The organism is Geodermatophilus amargosae, assembly GCF_900116515.1.
GTDB lineage: Bacteria > Actinomycetota > Actinomycetes > Mycobacteriales > Geodermatophilaceae > Geodermatophilus > Geodermatophilus amargosae.
Genome location: NZ_FPBA01000020.1, coordinates 56,894 through 81,899 on the forward strand (window position 1 = coordinate 56,894; position 25,006 = coordinate 81,899).

The following is a 25,006-nucleotide window of genomic DNA, read 5'->3' on the forward strand; positions in this document are numbered from 1 at the left end:
CGGCACGCGATCCCAGCGGGGCACCGGTTGACACGCCTGCCATGGTCGGGGCGATGACGACGGTCCCGGACGGGCTGGTCGCGGTCGTGAAGCGCGACTGCCCCACGTGCACGCTGGTGGAGCCGGTGCTGCGGCAACTGGCCGATGCCGGCGCGCTCACCGTCGTCTGCCAGGACGACCCCGCCTTCCCCCGCGACCTGCCGGTGGTCGACGACCGCGAGCTCGAGCTGAGCTGGCGGCTGCGGATCGAGACCGTGCCCACCCTGCTGCGGATGGCCGACGGCGCCGAGTCCGGCCGGGTCGAAGGCTGGCTGCGCGGCGCGTGGGAGGCCTTCACCGGGGTGCCCGGCCTCGGCGACGGACTGCCCGAGCACCGGCCCGGGTGCGGGTCGCGCAGCGTCGAGTGGGGCGTCGAGGACGAGCTGGCCCGGCGGTACGGCGGCCGGGTGCTCACCGCGCGGCGGGTCGAGCTGGCCGACCTCGAGGACGACGTCGAGGCGCTGTTCGACCGCGGCTGGACCGACGGCCTGCCCTGCGTCCCGCCCACCGAGGAGCGCGTGCTGCGGATGCTGGGCGGCACCCGGCGGGCCCCGGACGAGGTGGTCGCCGTCGTCCCGCCCGACCTGGTCAAGTGCACCGTCGAGAAGGTCGCCGTGAACGCGGTCCTCGCCGGCTGCCTGCCCGAGCACCTGCCGGTGGTGCTCGCCGCCGTCGAGGCGGCCTGCCGCGACGAGTTCGCGCTGCACGGCGTCCTGGCCACCACCTGGTCGGCCGGCCCGGTGCTCGTCGTGAACGGTCCGGTCACCGGGCGGCTGCGGATGAACTCCGGCATCAACGTGCTCGGCCAGGGCAACCGCGCGAACGCCACGATCGGCCGCGCGCTGCAGCTGGTGGTCCGCAACGTCGGCGGCGGACGCCCGGGCGAGGTCGACCGCGCGACCCTCGGCAACCCGGGGAAGGTCGGCTGGTGCTTCGCCGAGGCCGAGGACGGGCTGCGCCCCTTCCCCCCGCTGGCCGAGTCGCGCGGCGTCCCCGGCTCGGCGCTCACCGTCTTCGCGGGTGCGGGGCTCGTCCCGTTCCTCGACCAGGCCAGCCGGACGCCGGAGTCGCTGTCCCGCACGCTGGCCCTCGTCCTGCGCACGGTCGGCCACCCCAAGGCCGCGCTCGGCATGGACGCCCTCGTCGTCCTCGGCCCCGAGCACGGGCGGGTGTTCCGCGAGGCGGGTTGGGGCCGGGAGCGGTTGCTCGAGGAGCTCGAGCCGCTGCTCCTCATGGAGCCCGACCAGCTGCGGCGCGGCGCGCTCGGCATCGCCGAGGGCATGCCCGACGCGCTGCTGGACCGGCCGCTGCCCAAGTTCCGCCCCGGCGGGCTGCTGTTCGCCTACGCCGGCGGCCCGGCCGGGATGTTCTCGGCGGTCATCGGCGGCTGGGCCAGCGGTGCGGCCGGCAGCTCGCCGGTCACCGTCCCGATCGAGGAGGTCTGATGGCACGGGTACTGCTCGACCCGACGTCGGAACGGCGGCCGGCAGAACGGGCGCTGACCGCGCGGCCGCCGTCGCTGGAGGGCGTCACGGTCGGCCTGCTCGACATCTCCAAGAGCCGCGGCGACGTCGTCGTCGACGAGCTCCAGGCGCTGCTGCACGCCGACGGCGTCGCCACGCTGCGCTACCGCAAGCCCACGTTCGCCCGGCCTGCCCCGGTGGACCTGCGGCACGAGATCGCCACCCACTGCGAGGTGGTCATCGAGGCGCTGGCCGACTAGGGCTCCTGCACGTCGTGCAGTGTGCACGACATCGCCGACCTCGAGGCCCGGGGCGTGGTGGGCGTCTTCCTCGCCTCCACGGAGTTCGCCGACGCCGCCACCGCCCAGTCGCGGGCGCTGGGCCTCGCGGTGCCGCACGTGCTGGTCCCGCACCCGATCCAGGACCGCACCGACGACGAGCTGCGCCGGCTCGCCCGCGAGGCCTACGCCGCCGTGCTGGCCGCGGTCACGGCCGGCTGACCGCACGGGCGGCCGCGCGCTGCTCCATCCTCGGCGGGGTCGCCGACGCGACCGCACGTCGTGCACACGAGTCCGTGCGCGACGGCGTCCCCGCCCACGGTGTGGTGATGGAGGACGGGGGGTCGTCCGGCGCGGCCCAGCGGTCACCCCGGGAGGTCTTCGCAGCAGCCACCGACGTCCGCGCCTGGTGGTTCGAGGCTCCCGCCGACCGGCGATCCGGTGCGGGCGCCCGGACCCCCACCGCCCGGACCCCCGCCGCCGGGATGCCCACGACGGCGCACGGGCTCCTCGACGGGCCGGAGGACCCGCCGCTACGGTCCGGGGCCACCAGGGGTGCCCCGCGTGCCGTCCACCCGGCCGGCCCCACCCGTGCCGCTCGGCGACCCGGCACCCGCACCGCGGTGCCAGTCTGGACCGTGGACCGTGTCCGACAGCCCCTCCGCAGGATCCCCGACAGCCGGTCGAACGCTGCGCGACCGCCGGCTCCCCGTCCGCATCCACCGGTCCGCGCGCCGTCGCCGTCCGCTGCGTGCCGCAGGTCCGGCGACGGTGGTCGCGGCCGTGGCAGCGCTGACCACCGCGTGCGCCACGGCCGGCGGGAGCGTCGCCGCGCCGGCAACCAGCAGCGGGCTCCCCACGGCCCCGCCGCCGCCGGCACCACAGCTGACCGCCGAGCAGGTCGAGCACGCCGTGGCCTCGCTCGACGGGCTCGTCACGGATGCGATGGACCGGACCGGGGTACCCGGCGTGGCGGTCGCCGTGGTCTACCGGGACCGGGTCGTCTACTCGCAGGGCTTCGGGATCCGGGAGGTCGGCAGGCCCGAGACCGTCGACGCCGACACGGTCTTCCAGCTGGCCTCCCTGTCCAAGCCGCTCGCGTCCACCGTCGTCGCGGACGTGGTCGGGAGCGGGGTGATCGAGTGGGACGACCCGGTCGTCGCCTCGAACCCGGACTTCGCCCTGAAGGACCCCTACGTCACCGCGAACGCCACCTTCGAGGACCTGCTGTCTCACCGCAGCGGACTCTCCACCGGCGCCGGCGACCTGCTCGAGGACCTCGGCTTCGACCGCGAGTACGTCCTCGGCCACCTCGACCAGCAACCCCTCGAACCGTTCCGGTCGAGCTACCACTACAGCAACTTCGGCTTCACCGCCGGCGCCGAGGCAGCGGCGGACGCCGCCTCGACGCCGTGGGAGGACCTCGCCGAGCAGACGCTGTTCGAGCCGCTGGGCATGACCGAGACCAGCTACCGCCACGAGGACTACGAGAACGCGGCGAACCGGGCGGCGATCCACGTGCCCACCGGTGACCGGACCTGGGCGGCCCTCTACGAGCGGGACGCCGACGCCGAGGCACCCGCCGGTGGCGCCAGTTCCTCGGTGCGCGACCTGGCCCAGTGGATGCGCCTGCAGCTCGGCAACGGCGTGTACGACGGCACCCAGGTGATCGACCCGGACGCGCTGGACGTCACCCGCACCCCGCACTCCGTCTCGAACCCGCCGGGGAGCCCGGTCTCCCGCACCGGCTTCTACGGCCTGGGGTGGAACGTGTCCTACGACGACCAGGGGCGGCTGCAGATCGGTCACTCCGGCGCGTTCGACCTGGGCGCCGCCACGTCGGTGCAGATGCTCCCCGTCGAGGAGCTGGGCATCGTCACGCTGACCAACGGCAGGCCCCAGGGCATCCCCGAGGCCGTCAGCGCCGGCTTCTTCGACGTCGCGCAGCACGGCGCGCCCACCGTGGACTGGCTCACCTTCGCCGCGGGGATCTTCGAGCAGCTCGAGGAGGAGAACGCGCCGGAGACCGACTGGTCGCAGCCCCCGGCCGAGGTCGAGCCCGCCTCCGCTCCCGACGCCTACGCCGGGACCTACGACAACCCCTACTACGGACCGCTCACGGTGACCGCGGACGGCGATGCCCTGACCATGTCGATGGGACCGCAGGACCGGCCCACGCTGTTCCCGTTGACGCACTACAGCGGGGACGTCTTCACCTTCGAGAGCATCGGGGAGAACGCCAACGGCCTCGCCGGGGCGATCTTCACCCTCGGCCCGGACGGGACGGCCTCGAGTGTCCGGCTCGACTTCTACGACCGGACCGGACTGGGCACCTTCACCCGCGACTGACCGCACGCGTGCACCTGGCTCGCCGCCCCTCGGCGTCTGGGCCAGGGGCGGCCGCCGGGCACCGGTGCCGGCGCCTCGCGTTCGGCCGGCACCCCGATCACCGGGGTCACCTCATCCCGGTCACACCGTGTGTGCAGCCGGGACGCCAGGCCGCGCCCGAAGTCAGCGGAGATCGGAGACGAGAAAGGTCGCGAAGGGACGGAGGACGTCCTTGACCGTTTCGTGACACAGGCACCAGGCTCGCCGCCAGCCGTCCCGATGGAGGCCACCATGGTCGCAAGGGCACCTTCCACGGCACGTTCCACGCAGGGCCCGCGGTGGCGGCGGTCGATCGCCACCGTGTTCGCCTCGACCGTCCTGGTGCTCGCGCCCGTGGCCGGCCCCGCCTGGGCGCATCCGACTTCGCCACCCGGCGATGCCCCTGCCTGGTGCCGGGACAGCGGGACGACGGCCCAGCTGGACGAGGTGATCTCCACGACGCTGCGTGAGACAGGGGTCCCGGGAGCGGTCGTCGGGGTGTGGGGGCCGCACTGCAGGTACGAGAAGGCGTTCGGCGTCGCCGACGAGGCCACCGGGGCGCCCATGCGCACGGACTTCTACCACCGCATCGGCAGCGAGACGAAGACCTTCACGGTCACCGGGGTCCTTCAGCTCGTCGACGAGGGCCTGGTGGGGTTGGACGACCCCATCGGCGACTACGTCCCGGGGGTGCCGGAAGGCGACCGGATCACGCTGCGCCAGCTGGCCCGGATGCAGAGCGGGCTGTTCAACTACAGCGAGGACGAGCAGTTCCAGCTCGACCTGGTGACCGATCCGTACCGGCCCTTCACCCCGCAGGAGCTGCTGGGTTACGCCTTCGCCCATCCGCTGGACTTCCCACCCGGCGAGGGCTTCCACTACAGCAACACCAACACGATCCTGCTCGCACTCGTCATCGAGAGGGTCAGCGGCCTGCCCCTGCACCAGTACATCGAGGAGCGCGTGCTCCAGCCGCTCGGACTCGAGGACACGTCCTTCCCCACCGACAACACCTTCCCGGAGCCGCACGCCCAGGGCTACACGCGGACGACCCTGGACGGCAGCCAGACCGTCGCCACCGACTGGAACCCGTCGTGGGGCTGGGCGGCGGGGGCGATGATCTCGACCCTGGACGACATGCGGACCTGGGCTCGGGCCGTGGCCACCGGCACCCTGCTCGAGCCGGAGACCCAGGCGCAGCGCCTGGAGACGGTCACACCTCCGGGGTTCAACCCCGGCGCCGGCTACGGGCTGGGCATCTTCGACGCCGAGGGGTGGATCGGGCACAACGGGTCGTTGCCCGGCTACCAGACCCTCGCGGTGTACCTGCCGGAGCGGCACCTCACCCTGGTGGTGCTGCTCAACACCGACGAGCCCGTCCCCGGCAGCAACGGGGAAGCGCCGTCATCCGCGTTCGGCACCGCGATCACCCAGGTCATCAGCCCCGACCACGTCTTCGACCTGAGCCCCGCGTAGGCGGGTGCCCGTCGGTTCGACCCCCGGCCGAGGGACCGGGGGGCCAGGCCGGGTGGTCGCGCGAGGCGCGACAGCGCTCCTCCCGGGTCGAGGTGCCGCACGCCGGCCGCCCGTGGTCGGGAAGCGCTTCCCGGACCTCAGAGGTCCGCGACACCGTCGTCAGCAGAGGGGTGAGGACATGGACGTCTCGGTCGCCTTCCCGACCGCGTTGGACTCGCACGAGGACATCACGCTCGCGGAGGAGCTCGGCTATGCGCGGGCATGGCTCTACGACACCCCGCAGAACAGTCCGGACGTGTGGATGTGCCTGGCTCTCGCCGCGGAGCGCACCACCCGGATCGGTCTCGGGCCCGGCGTCCTGGTCCCCTCGCTGCGGCATCCCATGGTCAACGCCGCCGCGACGGCGATGCTGGCGGCGCTGGCGCCCGGCCGGGTGGAGGTGGCCTTCGGGACGGGGTTCTCCGGGCGTAGGGCCATGGGCTACGGGGCCATCACGTGGTCGTTCATGGCGGAGTACATCCGGGCGTACCGGGGGCTGTTGCGCGGCGAGGTCGTCGAGTGGGAGGGCGCCGAGATGCAGATGCTCCACCCGGCCGGTCACGCCCCTCGCCGACCGGTCGACGTACCCATCCTGATCAGCGCCCTGGGGCCGAAGGGCGCCGAGGTCGCGCGGGAGCTGGGCGACGGCCTGTACGCGACCCTGCAGCTCCCCGACTTCGCCCGGGAGTTCCCGAGGGTCTCGTACCTGGCCTGGGGCACCGTCCTGGACGAAGGCGAGGACCCGACCTCCGAACGGGTCCGCCTCGCGGGCGGTCCCGGCACCGCACTCGCGTGGCATGGCGCGTACGAGTTCGGCGGGCAGGCAGCCGTGGCCGGGCTGGCAGGCGGTGGGGCCTGGAACGAGGTGGTGAACCGGACTCCGGAGGAGCGCAGGCACATCGCCGTACACACGGGTCACTGCGTCGAGCTCAACGAGGCCGACCGGGCGGCGTGGGATGCAGGGGGCTCCTCGCTGCTCGGACCGACCACGCTCAGCGGGACGCGGGAGGAGGTCCGCGACAAGCTCGGCGAACTCGCCGACAGCGGTGTCACCGAGATCGTCTTCCAGCCGTGCGGACCGGACGTCCGCCGTGAGCTCGAGACGTTCCTCGAGGTGGCCAGCCGCTCGACGACTGCTGTCCGCAGCTGACCGACCGGTGCGTCCCGGTGCGGACAGCGGAGCTGCGCGAGCGTTCCGCCTCCGCCACCGTTGCTCGCCTGGCGACCGTCCGCCCGGACGGTGCTCCTCACCTCGTCCCGGTCGTGTTCGCGGCATCCGCCGACACCGCCTGGCCGGCCGTCGACGCCGGACCCGAGCGGACGACGCAGCTGCAGCGGTCGACCGACCTGCGGCGTGAGCGCCGGTGCGCCCTGCTGGTCGACCACGACGAGCAGTACCGGAGCCGCTGTGGTCCGAGTAAACGATCAGGAGCGAGAGCACGAGAGCCCGCACGGACGTCGTCCGTGCGGGCTCTCGCCGGGGTGGAGGTGGCGGGAATCGAACCCGCGTCCTGCGACGCATCACCAGGGCTTCTCCGAGCGCAGTCCGCTCTGTCTCTGCTCGGCCCCATCGATCTCACGGACGAGCCGATGTGACGGGCCCAGTCACTGTTTGGTGTCCCGTGCGCGCCCGCGACCGGCGCACACGGTCAGTCATCTAGCTGATGCCAGGATCCGGGCCGATGACGAACCCGGGCTGACAGAGTCGCCTCGCTACTTAGGCAGCGAGGGCGAACTCGCGCTGACTGGAGTCGGCGCTTGTGTTGTTTCCGACGCGTGGTTAACGAGCTCATCGTCGGCTTCCTCGGCTCGCTTCCCCTGGTCACCCGACCGCAGTCGAGACCATTCACCCCCTGTGCAGTTGTGCACCCATCGTAACCGGGCTGGCCAGCCGGTTGTTCCCGCGCCACCCCGGCGCGCGTCGACGATCGACGGGCGGGCGCCTAGATCCAGTCGCGGCGCTTGAAGACGGCGTACAGGGTCAGGCTCACGCCCAGCATCAGCACCAGCGCGAACGGATAGCCCAGGTGCCACGACAGCTCGGGCATGTCGTCGAAGTTCATCCCGTACACCGTGCCCACCAGGGTCGGCGCGAAGAGGATGGCCGCCCACGCGGAGATCTTCTTGACCTCCTCGCCCTGCGCGATCGAGGCCACGGTCAGCTCGCGGATCTCGTCGTTCTGCCGCTGCGCCACCAGGGTCGCGTTCACCGTGAGGATGTCGCGCAGTTGCAGCCGGAAGGCCTCGATGCGCTCGTTGACCTGGGTGACGTGGTCGGCGACGTCGCGCAGGTAGCTGCGCAGGTCCTCGTCGACGCCGTACTTGTCGAACCCGGCGGTGATCGCCGCGAGGATGCCGGTGAGCGGCTGCGCGGCGCGCTGGAACTCCAGGACCTCCTGCGACAGCTCGTAGATGCGCCGCGAGACGCCGGGGTCGCCGCGGAAGACCTCGGTCTCGATCTCGTCGATGTCGTTGGCCAGGCCGGCGACCACCGGCGAGTACCCGTCGACGACGGCGTCGAGGATCGCGTAGAGCACCGCCTCGCTGCCCTTGGCCAGCAGCGCCGGCTCGCTCTCCAGCCGCCGCCGCACGCGGGCGAGGTCGGGGGACTCCGAGTGCCGGACGGTGATGGCGAACTGCCGGCCGAGGAACAGGTGCAGCTCGCCGAACTCGACCTCCTCGGTCGCGTCCAGGTACCGCGCGGCCTTGAGGACGACGAAGAGCGTGTCGCCGTAGCGCTCGAACTTCGGCCGCTGGTGGGCCTGGATGGCGTCCTCGACGGCGAGCTCGGGCAGGTCGTACTGCTCGGCCATCTCCCCCAGCTCGGCCGGCTCGGGCCGGTAGAGACCCAGCCACACCAGCCGGTCGTCGAAGCCCTCGGTGAGCCAGTCGTGGCTCTCCTCCGCCGACGACGGGGTGGCGATGCGCCGGCCGCCCGCGTAGACGGCGTTGTCGACCAGGCGCGAGAGGCGCTCGGGCTGCGGCGCCGGCGGCGCCGGAGGGGGCACCGGGCGCAGGACCTGCGGGCGGGGACGGCGCCCGAGGGTGGACAGGGCGGTGAGGGGCGCGAGGCGACGGTCGGCCATGACGGGGCTCCCGGAGGACGCTGGGTGACGGGACTCAGCGGAGGCCCTCCGCGCACCGGCCCCCGGCACGCGCGGCGGCCGGGAGTTCAGGCGGAGAGGGCCTCGGGACTGGGACTGGGCGGTTCGCTGCGCACGCGCTCGCCCTCCCTCCCGTCGACCGGTGCCCGGCGTCCTGCGGGCCGTCGTCCATCGTGGCACGCCGGGTCGCTCCCGGCCCGGCCCGAGGGGATGACTTCCCTCTCCGTTCACCCGCCGTCGGCCGGGCCGGACCGCGGTCAGACGTCCAGGACGAGGCCCACCATGACCGGCAGCAGGACCACGATCAGCAGCGCACCGAGCACGTCGAAGGAGATCCCCGACCGGATCATCTTGGTGATCGGCACGACGCCGGAGCCGTAGACGATCGCGTTCTGCGGCGTGGACACCGGCAGCATGAAGCCGAAGGACGCCGCGAAGGTCGCCGCCAGCGCCGGTACGAACGGGTTGATCCCCGCGGCCACGGCCACCGGGATGATGATCGGCACGACCACCGCCGCCGACGCGGTGTTGCTCGTCGTCTCGGAGATGATGATCGCGAGGATCACCGCGAAGATCGTGATCGCGAACGTGCTGGTCAGGCCCAGGGTGTCGGCCGAGGCGTTGCCGATCGTCTCGGCCAGTCCGGTGTCGGCGAGCAGCGACCCGAAGATGATCCCGGTGCCGAAGAGCAGGACCGTGCCCCAGTCGATCGTGGCGGCGTCGGACCAGTTGAGGGTGAACTCGCGGCGCTTCCAATCGGTCGGCAGCAGGAACAGCAGCGAGGCCCCGAGGACGGCGACGATGCCCTCGTTGATCCGGCCGCTGATCGTCGTGTACAGGTCGGAGTCGGTGCCGGCGACCAGCGCGATGACACCGGGGAAGATCCACAGCGCCACGGTGACGCCGAAGGCGATCAGCGTGTTCTTCTCCGCCCGCGAGACCGGGCCGAGCTGGGCGCGCTCGGCCTCCACGTACTCGTGGACGCCCTCGATCCGCCGGATCTCCGGCCGGTTGAGCAGCAGCAGGACGGCGGCGAGCGCCACGAACATCAGCGCGCAGATCGGCAGCGCCATGAGCATCCACTGGAGGAACCCGATCCGCTCCCCCGTCGCCTCCTCGATCAGCCCGCGGCCGATCAGGTTGGGGGGCGTGCCCACCGGCGTGATCAGCCCGCCGACGCTGGCGCCGTAGGCCAGCATGAGCATCAGCGCGACGCCGACCCGCAGCCGCAGCGGGTCGAAGTCCGGCTTGACCAGGTCCTTGGCCTGCAGCAGCTTGGCGATCACCGACAGGATGCCGAGCGCCGTCGGCAGCAGCATCGCGACCGTGGCGGTGTTGGACACGAACGCCGAGAGCAGAGCGGTGATCAGCCCGAAGGCGACGACCACCCGCGCGGTCGACGCACCGACCCACTTCAGCGACAGGATCGCCATGGCGAACCGCCGCGCCACCCCGTGCTTGAGCATCGCGGCGGCGAGGATGAACGCGCCGATGAAGGTGAAGACCGTCGTCGAGCCGAACGGGGCCACCGCCTCGTCGGCGGGCACCACGCCCAGGACGACGATCGCGCCCACACCGATCAGCCCGCCGATCGGGATGGGCACCGGCTCGGTGACCCACAGGACGATGACGCCCAGCAGGACCGCGGCGAGCAGCTGCTGGTCGTTCGCGAGGTCCAGCGGCAGCAGCGCGAAGACGATCGTCACGAGCGGGGCCAGGAACAGCCCGACCGTGCGACGCCCCTTCTCGAACCGCTCCTCGGCCGGGCTGAGCTGCTGCTCACCCAGGCTGCGGTAGGTCGCCGAGCCGCGGAAGGCGGCGTCGACGTCGGTGCGCTTCCCGGACTGCTCCGGACGCTCGATCGTGGCCATGGCGCCTCCCCCGACGATGTGAACCACACCATAGGGAGCCGCGGGTCAGCCGGGAACCTCCCCGGCCGGTCGGGGCACCTGCATCGCCACGAGGAAGCGGGCGACCATCGCGTAGCCGCCCACCAGGACCGTGAGCTCGACGACCTGGCGGTCGTCGAGGTGCGCGCGCACCGCGGCGAAGACGGGGTCGGGGACGGCGACGTCGCGGGCCGAGGCGTCGGTGAAGGCGAGCACGGCGGCCTGCGCCGGCGACCACACCGCCTCGGCGGTCGGGTTCCCGGAGCGCAGCACCCGCAGGTGCAGGTCGGTGAGCCCGGCGCGGCGGCCGATCGGCTCGTGCGCGGCCCACTCGAACTCCGCCCCGGTGAGGACGGCGACCCGCAGGACCACCAGCTCGCGCAGGTCGTCGGGCAGCGTCGTGCTCCCGCGCAGCGCGCCGAGCAGGGCGTTCCAGCCCTCGGCCACCGGCGGGCTGTGCAGCAGCAGGCGGTCCAGCGCGGTGAGCACACCGCCGCGGCGGGCACGCAGCAGGTCGGCGGTGGGCCCCTCGTCGGGGGCCTCGGGCAGGCGGGGGCTCACCGGCCCGCGAAGACCCCGGCCGGGTACGCCCCGTTGGCGACGAGGGTGGCCGACAGCCGCTTGCCCAGCTCGACGACCCGCGCCGTCCGCTCCGGGCCCAGGTGCGCCCAGGGGGCCGTGGCCAGCGCGTCGGTCTCGGTCTCCAGGTCGGCGCGCAGCCGCTGCCCGGCCTCGGTGAGCCGGTCGCCGTCGAGCAGGCCCCGGTCGGCCAGCCGGGCCGCGGCGGCGTCCCAGTCCTCGTCGCTCCAGCCGCGGGTGGCCTTCGCCGAGGCGGGCAGGAAGCCGCGGCCGGTGGCGGTGTGGGTGACCAGCGCCTCCAGCCCGGACAGCCCGGCCCGCACCAGGACGGCGACGTGCCCGTCCCCGCGCCACTCGCGCAGCAGCGAGGCGGCGTGCCACAGCCGGGTGACCGGGTCCTCGGGCCAGGGCAGGTCGGCGTGCCCGGCGTAGAGCGGCCGGCCCTCGGCGGTCAGCACGGTGCACGCCTCGACCAGCAGGTCCGTCAGCTCGGTGACCTCGGGAGCGGCCGCGGCCTCCTCCCCGCCGAGCAGGCGGGTCAGCGAGGCGCGGGCGGAGGCGGCGCGGGCGGTGACCACCTGCTCCGGCGAGGCCAGCGTCCACGCGCGCGGGACGTGCCGGCCCACGATCGCCGGGGAGAAGTTGGAGAAGGTCGCCGTCACCACGCCCGGGCCGACGGCGCCCATCGGTGCCGCGCGGCCGGCGAAGTAGACCATCCGCCCGGGCCGCAGGCCGATCGCGGTGAGGTGCTGCTCGGTCTCCGGCACGAAGTAGACGTGGTTGTGCAGCGGCTCGACGGCGCGGTGCGCGCGGCCGACGAGGGCCGGGTCGAGAGCGGGCGCGGGCTGATCGGCGCTGACCATGCCGTGGACCCTAGCCAGCGGGCGGGACCGCCGTCCGCCGGTACAGCAGGTACGCGCCGTCCTCCCCCGCCGGCGCGAACCCCGCCCCCTCGTACAGGGCGCGGGCCGGGTTGTCGCGGTGCACGCCGAGGCGCACCTCCCCGCACCCGGCCGCCGCGGCCCGCCACGCGCACTCCTCCAGCAGCAGGCGCCCGAGCCCGCGGCGGCGGAACCGCGGCAGCACCTGCACGGTCACCACCAGCGCGGCGCCGCGGTCGGGCGTCCACGTGACGAACCCGGCCGGCGCACCGTCGACCTCGAGCACGGTGGTGCGGCCCGGGTTCGCCCGCCACAGCGCCCGGTTGCGGTCCAGCGCGGCGGTCCAGGCGGCCTCCTGGCCGGGCTCGACGTCGCGGACGTAGGCGCGCTCGGCCTCCTCGACCAGCAGCAGGTCGGCTCTGGTCGCCGCCCGGGTGGCCGGACGGGTCACCCGGCGACCGGCGGAACGGCGAACGCCCAGGCGGTCCGGGTCCGCGCGGTGCGGAAGCCGGCCCGCTCGTAGAGGGCCAGCGCCCCGGTGCTGTTCTCGCTGTCGACGTCCAGGGCCGCCCGGCCGCAGCCGGCGTCGGCCGCGGCGCGCAGGGACGCGGCGATGGTCGCCGTCGCCACCCCCTTGCCGCGTGCGGGCGGCAGCACCCCGATCTGGCCGAGGTGCACCGTCTGGACGCCGGTGGCCCGGGTGTCGGCCTCGTACACGTAGCCGAGGACGTAGCCGGCCACCGCGCCGTCGACGAGGGCGAGCACCGACAGGTCGGGCCGGAACGCGCGCTGGCCGGTGAACCAGCTGCGCCAGGCGACCTCGTCGCGCTCGGTGGAGCCGTGGTGGGCGGTGAAGGAGGCGTTGTGCGCGCGGCGCACCTCGTCGTCGCGGTCCCAGGTGAAGGGCACCAGCTCCACGCCGGGCGCCGGGCGCACCTCCGGCACGTCGGCGAGGTCGCGCTCCATCGAGTGGTACCAGCGCTCGGCGGTGAACCCCGCGCGCTCGAACAGCCGCGCGGCCGAGTCCATCGCCGGGTACGCCGACGCGACGAGCCGGCCCGGCAGCCCGGGCGGGGCGAAGGCGGCGTGCTGCTCGGTCCCGCGGCACACCTGCCAGGCGAGGAGCGCCCGGCCGATCCCGCGGCCGCGCTCGGCGGGGTGCACGCGGCCCTCGGCCCAGATGCGCAGGGCGTCGCGGCCGCCGCGCGGGGAGATCGAGGTCGCCCAGGCCAGCAACCGGCCGCTCTCGTCGACGACCGCCCGGCCGTCGCGGGGCAGGTCGACCAGCTCGCGGTCCCACCACTCGGTGAGGTCGCCGGCGTCCTCGTGCTCGCCGGTGTCGTCGACGGCCTCGGCCGCGGCGAGCAGCTCGGCGGCGGCATCCGCGTCGTCGAGGGTGAGCGGGCGGGCGGTCAGGCCCTCGGGGAGGCCGGTCAGGTCGGCGGGGAGCACGTCGGACACGGGCGACGAGGCTAGGCGGGCTCCCCCGGTGTCGGCGACCCGTTTCCCAGCGGGACGAACAGGCAGAACGGATGGCCGTCGGGGTCGGCGTAGACGCGCACGACCTCGTCGGGGTCGTCGTAGCCGCCGAGCTGCCGCGCGCCGGCCTCCTCCGCGACGGCACAGGCCGCGGCGAGGTCGTCCACCTCGAGATCGAGGTGGATCTGCATCTGCTGGGTGCCCGGCTCCGGCGGCCACACCGGCGGCACGTGGTCGCGCTCGAGCTGGAAGGACAGCCCGGTGCCGCCGTCGGCCGGCCGCAACGTCGCCCATCCCTCCTCGTCGTCGCGGAGGGGCCAGCCGAGCAGCCGCTGGTAGAAGCGGGCCAGGGCGGGTGGGTCCGGGGAGCCGAGGACGGCGGCGGTGAGGCGGAACTGCGGCATCAGCCCTCCAGTGCGAACAGCCGGGCGCCGTTGTCGTGCAGCACCGCGCGCAGCCAGTCGTCGCCCAGGTCCAGGCGGCACAGCGCGGCCAGCTGCTCGGCGTAGGGGTACGGGATCGACGGGAAGTCGCTGCCGAGCAGCACCTTGTCCCGCAGCGCCGCCAGCCGCGGCCGGTCGGCGGGGTCGAAGGGCATGAGCCGCTCGGTGAAGTCGGTGGCGAACATGGTGGTGTCCAGGTGCACCCGCTCGTACCGCTCGGCGAGGTCGAGGAAGTCGCGGTACTCGGGCATCCCGAGGTGGGCGATCACCAGGCGCAGCCCGGGGTGCCGCTCGAGCAGGCCGGTCATGGGCGCGGGCCCGGTGTGCTCCCCGCGCAGGGGTCCCGACCCGCAGTGGATGACCACCGGCGTCCCGGTCTCCTCCAGCCGCGCCCAGACGGCGTCGAGCAGCGGGTCGCGCGGGTCGAAGGACCCCACCTGCACGTGCACCTTGAACACCCGCACGCCACGGTCGAGCGCCTCGGCCACGTAGTGCGGCGCCTCGGGCTCGGGGAAGAACGTGGCCGAGGACAGCACCTGCGGGTGGGTGGCGGCGAACTCGTGTGACCAGTCGTTGAGCCAGGCGGCCATGCCGGCCTTGTGGGGGTAGGGCAGCGTCGGGAACGCGCGCACGCCCAGCCGGCCGAGGACGGCGAGCCGCTCGTCCTCGGGCAGCGGGTAGTGCACCGGCCAGGCCGCGCCGTAGTGCGTCTGCGCCGCCTCGAAGTAGGACCACACCTTCGCCTGCACCCGCGGCGGCAGGAAGTGCACGTGCACGTCGACCAGCCCTGGCAGGCCCAGCTCGCGCCAGAACCGCGGGACGTCGTCGTCGTCGAGGGGCGGCAGGGGGCTCACCGGAGGGAACGTAGCGCCCGCCGGGGCGGGAGGCCTCCGCCCCCCGCTCAGCGCCGGCCGGGAGAGACGGCGGCGCAGGTGGCCAGCTCGACGACGTCGTGCAGCCGCTCGAACAGCCCCGGCGCGGTGCTCGGCGTGATCTGCGCGTTCACCGGCACCGTGACCGTCCGCCGGCCGGTCGCCGTGGCGGCGGCGAACTGCGTGTACCCGGCGGTGTTGCCCGTGTGCCCGTAGACGGTGCCGCACCGGGTGTCGTACCGGAACAGCCCCAGGCCGGCGGAGTTCTCGCCCGGGCCGGGCGGCTCCGACGACCCCGGCCGGAAGCGGAACTGCTCGGCCCGGGTCCGCCGGTCGGTGAAGGCCCCCCGGACGTCCGCGCCGATGAACCGAGCGAGGTCGGCGGGGGTCGACACGACCCCACCGGAGGCCCACGCCCAGCCTGCCGCCAGCACCGTGCTCACGTCCTCGGGCGGCTGCTCCGACACGTCGTAGCCGGAGACGTGCGGCTCGGGCAGCCCGGGTCCCGTGGGCAGGCTCGTCGCGGTCAGGCCGGCGGGCCGGAGCACCTCAGCGTGCAGCACGTCGGCGTAGGAGCGGCCGGTGGCCGACTCGATCAGCAGTGCGACCACGACGTTGTCGGAGTTGGAGTACCGGTACTCCGTCCCCGGGGTGGACAGCAGGGGCTCGTCCTCGACGTAGGACAAGAGGTGCCGGGGCTCCGGCGGGTCGGTGAGGGACGCGACCACCTCCGCCCGGAAGTCGTCGCTCCTGCTGAAGTCCGGGATGCCGCTGGTGTGCCCGAGCAGCTGGCGCAGGGTGATCGGCCACCACGCACGCGGCAGGTCCGGCAGCCGGGTGCCGATGGCGTCGTCCAGGGACAGCACGCCCTGGGACACCAGGCGCAGCGCGGTCGCGGCGCTGTACGCCTTGGCGACGCTCGCGACCCGCATGGCATCCCCGGCCTCGGGACGGCGTCCGGTGGCGGTGTCGGCCACCCCGGCGGTCAGCACGTCGAGGCTCCCGCCGCGGCCCAGGGTCACGATGGCCCCGGGTGGCCCGCCCGGCTGCTGCACCAGGTCGTCGAGGGCGCTCTGCAGCGCTTCGGTCCGTGGCCTGTCGTGGGCGACCGCGGGCCCCACCCCCAGGGACAGGCAGAGCCCGGTGACCAGGGGCGCGAGGAGGACCAGTGCGCGCCGTCTTCTCAGCATCGGCGGAGCCTGGCGGGGTGGAGACGCGCCCACCAGGGTCTCCGGGTCCGCCCGCCGGCTACCGCAGCGTGACGACGACCTTGCCGCGCACGTGCCCGCCGGCCACCAGGTCGTGCGCCTCGGCGGTGCGCTCGAGCGGAAACGCTCTCGCGATGGCCACCCGCAGCTGGCCGGCGTCGGCCATCCGGCCCAGCTCCTCGAGGTCGTGCCGCTCGGGCCGCACGAACACGTAGCGCCCGCCCATCGCGTTGACCGCCGGGTCGACGACGCTGGCGATGCGGGAGACGTCCCGCACCTGCTCGGGCGCGTCGGCCAGGGCGTCGCCGCCGTTGAGGTCCAGGACGGCGTCGACCGGCGCGGAGAGCTGCTCGCTGACCGGCCCGGCGGAGTAGTCGAGGACCTCGGCGGCGCCGGCGTCGCGCAGGAAGCCGTGGCTGCGCGGGCTGGCGGTGCCGACGACGTGCGCGCCGAGCGCGACGGCGATCTGCACGGCGAAGAAGCCGACCCCGCCCGCGGCCCGGTGCACCAGCACGCGGTCGCCCTCGCCGACGTCGAGCGCCTCGGTCAGCGCCTGGTAGGCGGTCAGCCCGGCCAGCGGCAGCGCCCCGGCCTCGGCGAAGGACAGCGACTCCGGCTTGGGCGCCACGCAGCGCTGCGGTGCCGGCACGAGCTCGGCGGCGGTCCCCCACTGGACGTCGTCGCGGCGGAGGTAGCCGAACACCTCGTCGCCGGGCGCGAGGTCGACGACCGCCGGCCCGACCGCCTCGACGGTGCCGGCGAGGTCCCAGCCCGGGACGATCGGGAAGTGGTGCGGGAAGAGCCCGGCCAGGTTCCCCTCGCGGATCCCGACGTCGACCGGGTTGACCCCGGCGGCGTGCGTGCGGACCAGCACCGTGTCCGGGCCGACCGGCGGCTCGGGGAGGTCGTCGCGCAGCGTCAGGACGTCGGAGCCCCCGAACCGGTCGAAGGCGATGCCCCTCAACGGCGTCCCTTCACGTAGCGGCCGAAGGCCTTCTGGATCTCGCGGCGGGAGTCCCGCTCGGCGAGGTCGTGGCGCTTGTCGTAGGACTTCTTGCCCTTGGCGAGGGCGAGGGTGGCCTTGACCTTGCCGTCCTTGAAGTACAGGTCCAGCGGCACGAGCGTCAGGCCGCCCTCGCGGGTCTTGCCGATCAGCTTGTCGATCTCCTCGCGGTGCATGAGCACCTTGCGCTTGCGGCGCGGGGCGTGGTTGGTCCAGGTCCCCTGCGTGTACTCGGGGATGTGCACGTGCTGGAGCCACACCTCGCCGTCGTCGACGGTGGCGAAGCCGTCGACCAGCGACGCCCGGCCGGCGCGCAGGCTCTTCACCTCGGTGCCGGTGAGCACCAGGCCGACCTCGAAGGTGTCGAGGATCGAGTAGTCGTGCCGCGCCTTCTTGTTCTGGGCGATGAACTTCCGCCCCTGTTCCCGCGGCATGTCCCCAGGTTACTGGGGCTCACCGCCGCCCATCCCCCGCGGCGGCGATCTCGCGCCGGAGCTGCCCGTAGGTGGGGGCCTGCACCGGCAGGAACGCCGCCTCGCGCACGCGCCGGGCGGTGTCGCTGCCGGCCAGGTACCCCGACCCGCCGGCCACCGCGGTCTCCAGCCGCACCGCCTCCGCCGCGACGTCCAGGGCGGCCAGCCGCAACCGGGCGAGGTCGCCGGGGTGCACGCCCACCCGGTCGCCGGCGAGGTCCTCCAGCCGGCGGGCGGCGTCGTCGCGGCGCTCGGCCAGCGCGGCGGCGTCCGGACGCAGGACGGCGGGCAGGTGCTCGCCGGCGGCGGTCAGCGCGGCGTCGGCGACGCCGAGGGCGAGCGCGGTCTGCAGGAGCAGCATCGCCGGGCGGCACACGGCCATGAAGCCGGCCAGGTCGTCGCTGAGCACCTGCCCGGACCCGACGACGACGCCGTCGAGGTGCAGGCCGCCGGTGCCGGTGCCGCGCAGGCCGAGCAGGTCGTGCGGCCCGGTCGGCGTCACGCCGGCGTCGGTGCGCCGGAACAGCACCACCACCCGGCCCTCGTCGGCGGTCCGCGCGGGCGTGACCACGACGGCGTCGTCGAAGAGGTTGGACGCCCAGCCGACGGTGCCCGACAGCCGCCAGCCCGCGCCGTCGCGGACGGCGTGGACCGGGAGCGTGCCGGTGCCGGCGAGGTCGGCGACCGCCGGGGCGAGCGCGGTGGCGCCGGGGACGGTGCCGGCCCGCAGCTCGGCGACGAGGCCGGTCAGCGGCTCCGGCGGCGGGCAGCAGCGCAGGTACTCGAGCACCATCCGCTGCGACCAGGCGCCGAAGGCGGTGGCCAGCGACACCGACGCGAGCCGGCGGAGCATCCGCACCGAGGCCAGCAGCGCGACGGTGGGGTCGTCGTCGTCCGCGCCGAACGCACCGATCTCACCGAGCCGCCGCAGGGCGGGGCGGACGTCGGCCCGGCCGGCGTCGAGGTCGTCTGCCGTGGCACCGGTCACCGTCGTCGTCATGCCCCTGCCCTACCCCGGTGTCCGCCTTTCGCGCGCGGATGGCGGCGGGACTACAGGCGGACGTAGAGGCGCAGCGTCACGTAGGCGGCGACCGCGGCCAGCCCGACGCCGGCGCCGGCGATGATCGGGCTGATCGTGGCGATCGCGCCCCAGTCGACCGGCGGGATGATGCCGGCCTTGATCGGCCCGGCCAGCGTCTTGTCGACGAAGAGCACCTTGGTGAGCACCAGGCCGCCGACGGCGAGCAGCGCGCCGATCAGGCCGGCGAGCGCCGCCTCGAGGATGAACGGCAGCTGGGTGTACCAGCGGGAGGCGCCGACCAGCCGCATGATGTTGGTCTCGTTGCGGCGGTTGAACGCGGCCAGCTGGATGGTGTTGGAGATCAGCAGCAGGGCCGCCAGCGCCTGCACCACCGCGACGGCGATGGTCGCGTTGCGGGCGCCGTTGAGCAGGCTGAACAAGCGGTCGAGGAAGTCGCCCTCGTCGCGCACCTGGTCCACCCCGTTCTGCCCGTTGGGGAACTCCGCGGCGATGACCTCGTAGCGCTCGGGGTTGACCAGCTCCACGCGGAAGCTCTCCGGCAGCGCGTCGGCAGGGGTGTTCTCGACCAGCTCGGGCTGCTGGGAGAACTGCTGCTGGAAGCGCTCGTAGGCCTCGGCCTTGGACTCGTAGAGGTAGCTCTGCACCTCCGGCGAGTCGGCCAGCTGCGCCTCGATGGCGCCGCGCTGCTCGTCGGTGACGTCGTCGGCCAGGAAGATGGAGACCTGCACCTTGTCGTAGTAGATCTCCTTCATGTCGGAGATCATCCCGGCGATGAGCAGGCCGGTCCCCATGAGACCGAGCGAGATGGCCGTGGTCAGGATCATCGCGACCGTCATGGTCAGGTTGCGACGCAGCCCGGTGGCCACCTCGGAGAGGACGAAGTTGACGCGCATGGAATCCCTGTCGTGAGGTGCAGGTCGTGGGGAGCGGGCGGCTCAGCGGCCGTCGCGACGGCGTCGCATCAGCGGCCCACGCCGTAGACACCGCGCGTCTGGTCGCGGGTGATCTGGCCCCCGTTGAGCTCGATGACGCGCCGGCGCATCGAGTCGACGATGTGGTAGTCGTGCGTCGCCATGATCACGGTGGTGCCGGTGCGGTTGATCCGCTCCAGCAGCAGCATGATCCCCTCGCTGGTCTCCGGGTCGAGGTTGCCGGTGGGCTCGTCGGCGAGCAGGACCAGCGGCCGGTTGACGAACGCGCGGGCGATCGCGACCCGCTGCTGCTCACCACCGGAGAGCTCGTGCGGCAGGCGGGCGGCCTTGCCCTCGAGCCCGACCATCTCCAGCACCTCGGGCACGACCCGCTTGATCGTGCGGTGCGGCTTGTTGATGACCTCGAGGGCGAAGGCGACGTTCTCCGCCACCGTCCGGTTGCGCAGCAGCCGGAAGTCCTGGAAGACGCAGCCCATCGTGCGGCGGAGCTTGGGCACCTGCCACTTGCTCATCGTGTTCAGCGTCTTGCCGTTGACGGTGACCGTCCCGCGGGTCGGGTCGTCCTCCTTGAGCAGCAGCCGGAGGAAGGTCGACTTGCCGGAGCCCGAGGAGCCGATCAGGAAGACGAACTCGCCCTTGTCGATCTCCGTCGACACGTCATCGAGGGCCGGCCGTCCGCTGGCCGGGTAGAGCTTGGTGACGTGTTGCAGTTCGATCACGAGGGGCCACGGTACCTGCCCGGAGCCGCACGATGGTCGGTTCGCGCGAGGACGCACCGGTGCGTTTCCCGACCCGCGCCCCTACCCGGCGGGATCGCCCCGCCAACCCCGCCAGATCGTGACGGAGGCGACCCTAGTTGGCGGGGACGCTCTCCTGCTGGCGGCGCCAGCGGATGCCGGCCTCGATGAAGCCGTCGATGTCGCCGTCGAGGACCGCCGACGTGTTGCCGGTCTCCTGCTCGGTCCGCAGGTCCTTGACCATCTGGTACGGGTGCAGGACGTAGGAGCGCATCTGGTTGCCCCAGCTGCTCCCCTCCCCCTTGAGCGCGTCCATCTCGGCGCGCTGCTCCTGCTGGCGGACGACGAGCAGCCGGGCCTGCAGCACCCGCAGCGCGGCCGCCCGGTTCTGGATCTGGCTCTTCTCGTTCTGGCAGGAGACGACGATGCCGGTCGGGATGTGGGTCATCCGGACGGCGGAGTCGGTGGTGTTGACGCTCTGCCCGCCGGGACCCGAGGAGCGGAAGACGTCGACCCGGATCTCGTTCTCCGGGATGTCGACGTGGTCGGTCTGCTCGACGACGGGCAGCACCTCGACGCCGGCGAACGACGTCTGCCGGCGGCCCTGGTTGTCGAAGGGCGAGATCCGGACCAGCCGGTGGGTGCCCTGCTCGACCGAGAGCGTGCCGTAGGCGTAGGGCTGCTTGACCGCGAACGTGGCCGACTTGATGCCGGCCTCCTCGGCGTAGGAGACGTCGTACACCTCGACCGGGTACTTGTGCCGCTCGGCCCAGCGCAGGTACATCCGCATCAGCATCTCGGCGAAGTCGGCCGCGTCCACGCCGCCGGCCTCGGAGCGGATGGTCACCAGCGCCTCGCGGGGGTCGTACTCGCCGTTGAGCAGCGTGCGGACCTCGAGCTCGTCGATCGCCTTGCGCAGGCTCTCCAGCTCCCGCTCGGTCTCGGCGGTGGTGGCCTCGTCGTTCTCCTCCGCGGCCATCTCGTGCAGCAGGCCGACGTCGTCGAGCCGGCCGCGCAGCTCCTCGACCCGGCGCAGGTCCCCCTGCAGGTAGGAGAGCTTGGAGGTCAGCGCCTGGGCGGCCTCGATGTCGTTCCAGAGGTCCGGCGCGGCCGCCTGCTGCTCGAGCTCGGCGACCTCGCGGCGGAGGCGGTCGACGTCGAGGACGGACTCGATGCTCGTGAGGGTCGTGTCCAGTTCGTCCAGGACGACGGAGAAGTCTGCGGCCACGTCGATCGAGGGTAGTGCGCCCCGGGAAGGTGGCGGCGGTCACGGCGGTTGCAGCGACACGTCCTGACCGCCGACCGGGAGGAGCGCGGGATGCGCGCCGTCGTCTACACGCAGTACGGAGAGCCCGACGTCGTGGGCGTCGCGGAGGTGCAGGAGCCGCACGCCGGGCCGGGGCGGGTGCGGATCGCCGTCCGGGCGGCGAGCGTCAACCCGATCGACTGGAAGCAGGTCACCGGCCTCATGGCCCGCGGGGACCGGCCCGACGGGCCGGCCGTGCCCGGCGTGGACGCCGCCGGGATCGTGGACGAGGTCGGCGAGGGCCTCACCGGCGTGCAGGTCGGCGACCCGGTGTTCGGCCTCGGCCGGGCGACGGCGGCCGAGCACGCCGTCCTGCACGCGTGGGCGCCCAAGCCCCCGGAGGTGTCCTTCGAGGTCGCCGCGGGGCTGGGCGTGACCGGCGAGACCGCCGTCCGCGTGCTCGACCTGCTGAACCTCGACGTCGGCCGCACGGTCGTCGTCGACGGTGCGAGCGGCGGGGTCGGCACCGTCACCGTGCAGGTCGCCGTCAGCCGCGGGCTCGGCGTGATCGGCACGTCGTCGCCGGCCAACGCCGACTTCGTCCGCTCGCTCGGCGCGCTGCCCGTCCCCCACGGCGAGGGCCTGGCCGACCGGGTGCGGGAGATCGCGCCCGACGGGGTGGACGGCGGGATCGACACCGCAGGCCGCGGGTCGGTCCGCGACCTGGTGGCGCTCACCGGCGACCCCGGGAAGGTGGTGACCATCGCCGACTTCGGCGCCGGCGAGCTCGGCGTGCACGTGACGACGTCGAGCGAGGGCGCCGTCCCGCGGCTGGCCGAGGTGGCCGGGCTGGTGCGCCAGGGCCGGCTGCAGCTGCCGGTGGCGGAGAGCTACCCGCTCGAGCAGGCGGCCGAGGCCTACCGCCGCAGCCGCGAGGGGCACGTGCGCGGCAAGCTCGTGCTGGTGCCCTGAGTCCCCCGGGTCAGGGCCCGCGCGTCTCGGTCACCACCCAGCGCAGGTACTCGGGGCTGCCGTCGACCAGCGGCAGCGCGATGACGCACGGCACGTCGTAGGGGTGCAGCTCGGCGGTGCGGGCGACGATCGCCGGCACCAGCGCGCGGCGGGTGTGCAGGGCGACGCGGGCCTCCGGGTCGTCGTGCACCTCGCCCGCCCACCGGTACACCGACCGGATGGCGGTGAGCTGGTGCCCGCAGGCGGCCAGCCGCTCCTCGACGAGGGTCCGCGTGTAGCCGGCCAGCCAGTCGGCGTCGGGGCCGGTGACGACGACCTCGCAGCACTCGGGGTCCACGTGCCCATCCTGGGGTGCGTGCCCGGGGGCGCGCGGGGTAGGGCCCGCCCATGAGCGACGACCTGACACTCGACATCGACGGCGAGCAGTACGTGGTCCGGCAGGGCGGCGACCTCGGACTGCAGGTGGGCCGGCGCAACGGCGGCGAGGTGGCCTGGCTCGACGACGTCGACCCGGCGCTGCTGACCGAGGACGCCCGCGCGGCGCTCGCCGAGGGCGACACGTCGAACGAGGCGCTGCGGGTGGCGATCAGCGGCATCGTCCAGGCCGAGGTCGAGCGGGGCGGCTGATCCGCACGGACGGCGCGCCGCCGGTCCCGCACGGGACCGGGCGGTGCGCCGTCGCCGGTCAGCGGTACACGTAGGGCGCGAGCGCCGGCTCCTCGGCCACGTCGGGCGCGTTGCCCTCGCTGTCGCCGGCGTAGGCGACGAAGGCCGCGTGGTCCGTGGCGAAGGTCAGCGCGTCGACGCCCGGCTGGAACGCCTGCAGACAGGTCGACAGCGGGATGCGCGAGCGCACTGCCGGCCCGTCGTGGGTGAGCGCGTCCGCGACGATCGCGTAGCCGACCGGGTCGTAGCTGCCGATGGCGAAGTGGTCGGCGGCGTTGGCCGGGCAGACCGCCTGGGTGGCGATGTTGGCGATCGCGCCGTCACCGGTGCGCAGTGCCGAGCTCGCCACCCCGGGGGTGTTGGGGACGACGACCTCGTCGAGTGCGGTGTAGGCGACGGTGTAGTCGATGCCGGCGAAGGTCTCCGCGCCGCTGTTGAGCGCCTCGAGGAACTGCGACCCGGTGGCCTGCTGGTGGAACGAGGGGTTGCAGTCCCCGCACGTCACCGCGGAGTCGAGGGTGCCGTGGTTGGACGGCGACAGGCCCACGACGTCGTCGACCAGCTCGCGGGTGTCCGGCCAGAACCGCAGCGCCCAGCGCGGCACCATCCCGCCCTGGCTCCAGCCGACGACGTCGACGTCGCGGCGCGACTGCGAGCTCATCGTGCGGACGGCGTCGACGAGGTACTCGCCGGCCACCTGGATGTCGCCGGTGGCGTCGAAGGGCAGCGTGACCGTGCACCAGCGCCAGCCGTTGCGGTCGAAGGCGCGGGTGTAGTTCCAGCCGAAGCCCACCTGGGGGTCCATGGTGGTGCCGGGGACCAGCAGGATCGGGTCCTGGGCCAGCCCGCGCAGGGAGCCGTTGCAGGACAGGCTGGCGTCGAGGTCGGCCCTGGGCACCGACAGCCGTGGCCCGGGCCGGTCCACGGGGGCGAACTCCCCGGTGTCCGGTGAGGTCGTGGGAGCAGGCGCGGCGCTGGCCGTGCCGCTCCCCAGGAGGACAGCGGCGCACGCCGCGGTCAGGGCGGTCAGCAGTCGGGACCTCGTCATCGAGGGTCGCGTCTCCTCGCGGTCGGGCGCGCTCGGATCGCGCGCTCGTGCAACACAACGATCGAGTGTCCCTCAGGATGTGCGCCGCGCCACCCGGCCTACGGTGCCGCCGTGACCGCGACCCGCGAGGGCGAGACCCTGCGCGGCGACGACCGCTGGGGCGAGGACCTCTCCGGGGAGTCGTTCGTGCGCTGCACCCTGCTCGACGTGGACCTCTCCGAGACGACCTCGGTGGGCGCGACGTTCGAGGACTGCACGTTCACCGACTGCCGGTTCTCCGCCGGCCGGCACGCGGCCTCGGCGTTCCGCGGCTGCCTGTTCACCGCGTGCTCGTCCACCACGGCGGAGTCCACCGACTGCACGTTCCTCGGGAGCGCCTTCGCGTCCTGCTCGCTGCGGCCGCTGCGGGTGACCGGCGGCGACTGGTCGTTCGTCTCCCTGGTCGACGCCGACCTGCGCGGCGCCGACCTCACCGGCGCCACCGTCACCGACGCCGACCTCTCGGCCGCCGCACTCGCGGACAGCCGCTGGACGGGCGCGGACCTGCGCGGCAGCGACCTGTCGGCGTTCGACCCGCGCGAGCTGCCGCTCGACGGCGCCCGCATCCGCGCCGAGCAGGCCGTCGCCCTCGCGCAGTCGCTGGGACTGCGGATCGGTTGACCGGCCCAGGTCAACCCCCGGCGCCGTCTCCGTCGAGCGGCTGCCGGTGCGGTGCGCGCCCCGCGGGGCGAGGTGGTCGTCGGTGACTGCGTCCCGGGCGACGAAGTGGG

General features: G+C 73.9%; 24 protein-coding genes, 1 other RNA gene and 2 pseudogenes. 9 read left to right on the forward strand and 18 right to left on the reverse strand.

Annotated features, from left to right (window positions below; translation table 11 throughout):
- Positions 1 to 53 precede the first annotated feature (53 nt).
- The 6 genes and pseudogenes from BM414_RS21305 to BM414_RS21335 form a co-directional block, all read left to right on the forward strand.
- On the forward strand, positions 54 to 1,484 hold the full coding sequence (locus tag BM414_RS21305; protein ID WP_093582829.1) for a thioredoxin family protein: 1,431 nt from the start codon (positions 54 to 56) through the stop codon (positions 1,482 to 1,484).
- Positions 1,484 to 2,002: pseudogene (locus BM414_RS31475) on the forward strand (UGSC family (seleno)protein). The gene BM414_RS21305 and the pseudogene BM414_RS31475 overlap by 1 nt, the downstream one beginning before the upstream one ends.
- Before the next feature lie 561 nt (positions 2,003 to 2,563).
- Positions 2,564 to 4,129 carry a serine hydrolase gene (locus BM414_RS21320; RefSeq protein ID WP_217644858.1) on the forward strand — a complete coding sequence of 522 codons (1,566 nt, stop codon included), beginning with the start codon at positions 2,564 to 2,566 and terminating at the stop codon, positions 4,127 to 4,129.
- A 339-nt stretch (positions 4,130 to 4,468) separates the two neighbouring features.
- Complete coding sequence (locus BM414_RS21325) at positions 4,469 to 5,623, forward strand: serine hydrolase domain-containing protein (RefSeq protein ID WP_217644859.1); 1,155 nt, start codon at positions 4,469 to 4,471, stop codon at positions 5,621 to 5,623.
- 178 nt (positions 5,624 to 5,801) lie between these two features.
- Positions 5,802 to 6,812, forward strand: coding sequence for an LLM class flavin-dependent oxidoreductase (locus BM414_RS21330; protein WP_093582749.1), 1,011 nt, complete (start codon positions 5,802 to 5,804; stop codon positions 6,810 to 6,812).
- A gap of 17 nt (positions 6,813 to 6,829) precedes the next feature.
- Positions 6,830 to 7,051 (forward strand): annotated as a pseudogene (locus tag BM414_RS21335) (pyridoxamine 5'-phosphate oxidase family protein); the annotation flags it as partial.
- Between the two features lie 91 nt (positions 7,052 to 7,142).
- Here BM414_RS21335 and ssrA read toward each other — a convergent pair.
- From ssrA to prfB, 16 genes are all read right to left on the reverse strand, one after another.
- Positions 7,143 to 7,516, reverse strand: a transfer-messenger RNA (tmRNA) gene (gene ssrA / locus BM414_RS21340).
- Positions 7,517 to 7,605: 89 nt separating this feature from the next.
- On the reverse strand, positions 7,606 to 8,748 hold the full coding sequence (locus BM414_RS21345; RefSeq protein WP_093582751.1) for a magnesium and cobalt transport protein CorA: 1,143 nt from the start codon (positions 8,746 to 8,748) through the stop codon (positions 7,606 to 7,608).
- A 275-nt stretch (positions 8,749 to 9,023) separates the two neighbouring features.
- Positions 9,024 to 10,637: an SLC13 family permease gene (locus BM414_RS21350; protein WP_093582753.1), complete on the reverse strand. Its 1,614-nt coding sequence runs from the start codon at positions 10,635 to 10,637 to the stop codon at positions 9,024 to 9,026.
- Positions 10,638 to 10,682: 45 nt separating this feature from the next.
- The gene (locus BM414_RS21355; RefSeq protein ID WP_175551720.1) at positions 10,683 to 11,216 is read right to left on the reverse strand and encodes a carboxymuconolactone decarboxylase family protein; all 534 of its coding nucleotides are present in this window, start codon (positions 11,214 to 11,216) and stop codon (positions 10,683 to 10,685) included.
- A complete protein-coding gene (locus BM414_RS21360) occupies positions 11,213 to 12,097 on the reverse strand; it encodes an SCO6745 family protein (protein ID WP_093582755.1) in 885 nt (294 codons plus the stop codon). Before BM414_RS21360 ends, BM414_RS21355 begins: the two co-directional genes overlap by 4 nt.
- Positions 12,098 to 12,107: 10 nt before the next feature.
- Positions 12,108 to 12,566, reverse strand: a complete 459-nt coding sequence (locus BM414_RS21365) for a GNAT family N-acetyltransferase (protein ID WP_175551721.1) — start codon at positions 12,564 to 12,566, stop codon at positions 12,108 to 12,110.
- Positions 12,563 to 13,576 carry a GNAT family N-acetyltransferase gene (locus tag BM414_RS21370; RefSeq protein WP_245784887.1) on the reverse strand — a complete coding sequence of 338 codons (1,014 nt, stop codon included), beginning with the start codon at positions 13,574 to 13,576 and terminating at the stop codon, positions 12,563 to 12,565. The genes BM414_RS21365 and BM414_RS21370 overlap by 4 nt, the downstream gene beginning before the upstream one ends.
- A gap of 11 nt (positions 13,577 to 13,587) precedes the next feature.
- A complete protein-coding gene (locus tag BM414_RS21375) occupies positions 13,588 to 13,998 on the reverse strand; it encodes a VOC family protein (RefSeq protein WP_093582757.1) in 411 nt (136 codons plus the stop codon).
- Positions 13,998 to 14,891, reverse strand: coding sequence for an amidohydrolase family protein (locus BM414_RS21380; protein ID WP_093582759.1), 894 nt, complete (start codon positions 14,889 to 14,891; stop codon positions 13,998 to 14,000). The genes BM414_RS21375 and BM414_RS21380 overlap by 1 nt, the downstream gene beginning before the upstream one ends.
- Positions 14,892 to 14,938: 47 nt before the next feature.
- On the reverse strand, positions 14,939 to 16,099 hold the full coding sequence (locus BM414_RS21385) for a serine hydrolase domain-containing protein (protein WP_093582761.1): 1,161 nt from the start codon (positions 16,097 to 16,099) through the stop codon (positions 14,939 to 14,941).
- A gap of 58 nt (positions 16,100 to 16,157) precedes the next feature.
- Positions 16,158 to 17,081, reverse strand: a complete 924-nt coding sequence (locus BM414_RS21390; RefSeq protein ID WP_093582763.1) for an NADP-dependent oxidoreductase — start codon at positions 17,079 to 17,081, stop codon at positions 16,158 to 16,160.
- Positions 17,078 to 17,554 carry an SsrA-binding protein SmpB gene (gene smpB / locus BM414_RS21395; protein ID WP_073418869.1) on the reverse strand — a complete coding sequence of 159 codons (477 nt, stop codon included), beginning with the start codon at positions 17,552 to 17,554 and terminating at the stop codon, positions 17,078 to 17,080. Before smpB ends, BM414_RS21390 begins: the two co-directional genes overlap by 4 nt.
- 19 nt (positions 17,555 to 17,573) lie before the next feature.
- Positions 17,574 to 18,593, reverse strand: coding sequence for an acyl-CoA dehydrogenase family protein (locus BM414_RS21400; protein WP_139245970.1), 1,020 nt, complete (start codon positions 18,591 to 18,593; stop codon positions 17,574 to 17,576).
- Between the two features lie 50 nt (positions 18,594 to 18,643).
- Positions 18,644 to 19,528 (reverse strand): permease-like cell division protein FtsX, encoded by an 885-nt coding sequence (gene ftsX / locus BM414_RS21405; RefSeq protein ID WP_093582767.1) that lies wholly within the window; start codon positions 19,526 to 19,528, stop codon positions 18,644 to 18,646.
- A 68-nt stretch (positions 19,529 to 19,596) separates the two neighbouring features.
- On the reverse strand, positions 19,597 to 20,286 hold the full coding sequence (gene ftsE / locus BM414_RS21410) for a cell division ATP-binding protein FtsE (RefSeq protein WP_093582769.1): 690 nt from the start codon (positions 20,284 to 20,286) through the stop codon (positions 19,597 to 19,599).
- A 133-nt stretch (positions 20,287 to 20,419) separates the two neighbouring features.
- Entirely contained in the window at positions 20,420 to 21,532 is a 1,113-nt protein-coding gene (gene prfB, locus BM414_RS21415) for a peptide chain release factor 2 (protein ID WP_093582771.1), read from the reverse strand.
- Positions 21,533 to 21,622: 90 nt separating this feature from the next.
- On the opposite strand from prfB, the gene BM414_RS21420 reads away from it, so the two are divergent.
- Positions 21,623 to 22,522: an NADP-dependent oxidoreductase gene (locus BM414_RS21420; protein ID WP_093582773.1), complete on the forward strand. Its 900-nt coding sequence runs from the start codon at positions 21,623 to 21,625 to the stop codon at positions 22,520 to 22,522.
- Positions 22,523 to 22,532: 10 nt separating this feature from the next.
- On the opposite strand, the gene cutA is transcribed toward BM414_RS21420, so the two are convergent.
- Complete coding sequence (gene cutA / locus BM414_RS21425; RefSeq protein ID WP_093582775.1) at positions 22,533 to 22,859, reverse strand: divalent-cation tolerance protein CutA; 327 nt, start codon at positions 22,857 to 22,859, stop codon at positions 22,533 to 22,535.
- Between the two features lie 50 nt (positions 22,860 to 22,909).
- Here cutA and BM414_RS21430 point away from each other — a divergent pair, with 50 nt between their 5' ends.
- Entirely contained in the window at positions 22,910 to 23,149 is a 240-nt protein-coding gene (locus BM414_RS21430) for a hypothetical protein (protein WP_093582777.1), read from the forward strand.
- Between the two features lie 58 nt (positions 23,150 to 23,207).
- Here BM414_RS21430 and BM414_RS21435 read toward each other — a convergent pair whose 3' ends face one another.
- A complete protein-coding gene (locus BM414_RS21435; protein ID WP_093582779.1) occupies positions 23,208 to 24,236 on the reverse strand; it encodes an esterase/lipase family protein in 1,029 nt (342 codons plus the stop codon).
- Between the two features lie 111 nt (positions 24,237 to 24,347).
- Here BM414_RS21435 and BM414_RS21440 point away from each other — a divergent pair, with 111 nt between their 5' ends.
- Positions 24,348 to 24,896: a pentapeptide repeat-containing protein gene (locus tag BM414_RS21440; protein ID WP_093582781.1), complete on the forward strand. Its 549-nt coding sequence runs from the start codon at positions 24,348 to 24,350 to the stop codon at positions 24,894 to 24,896.
- The last annotated feature ends 110 nt before the right edge of the window (positions 24,897 to 25,006 follow it).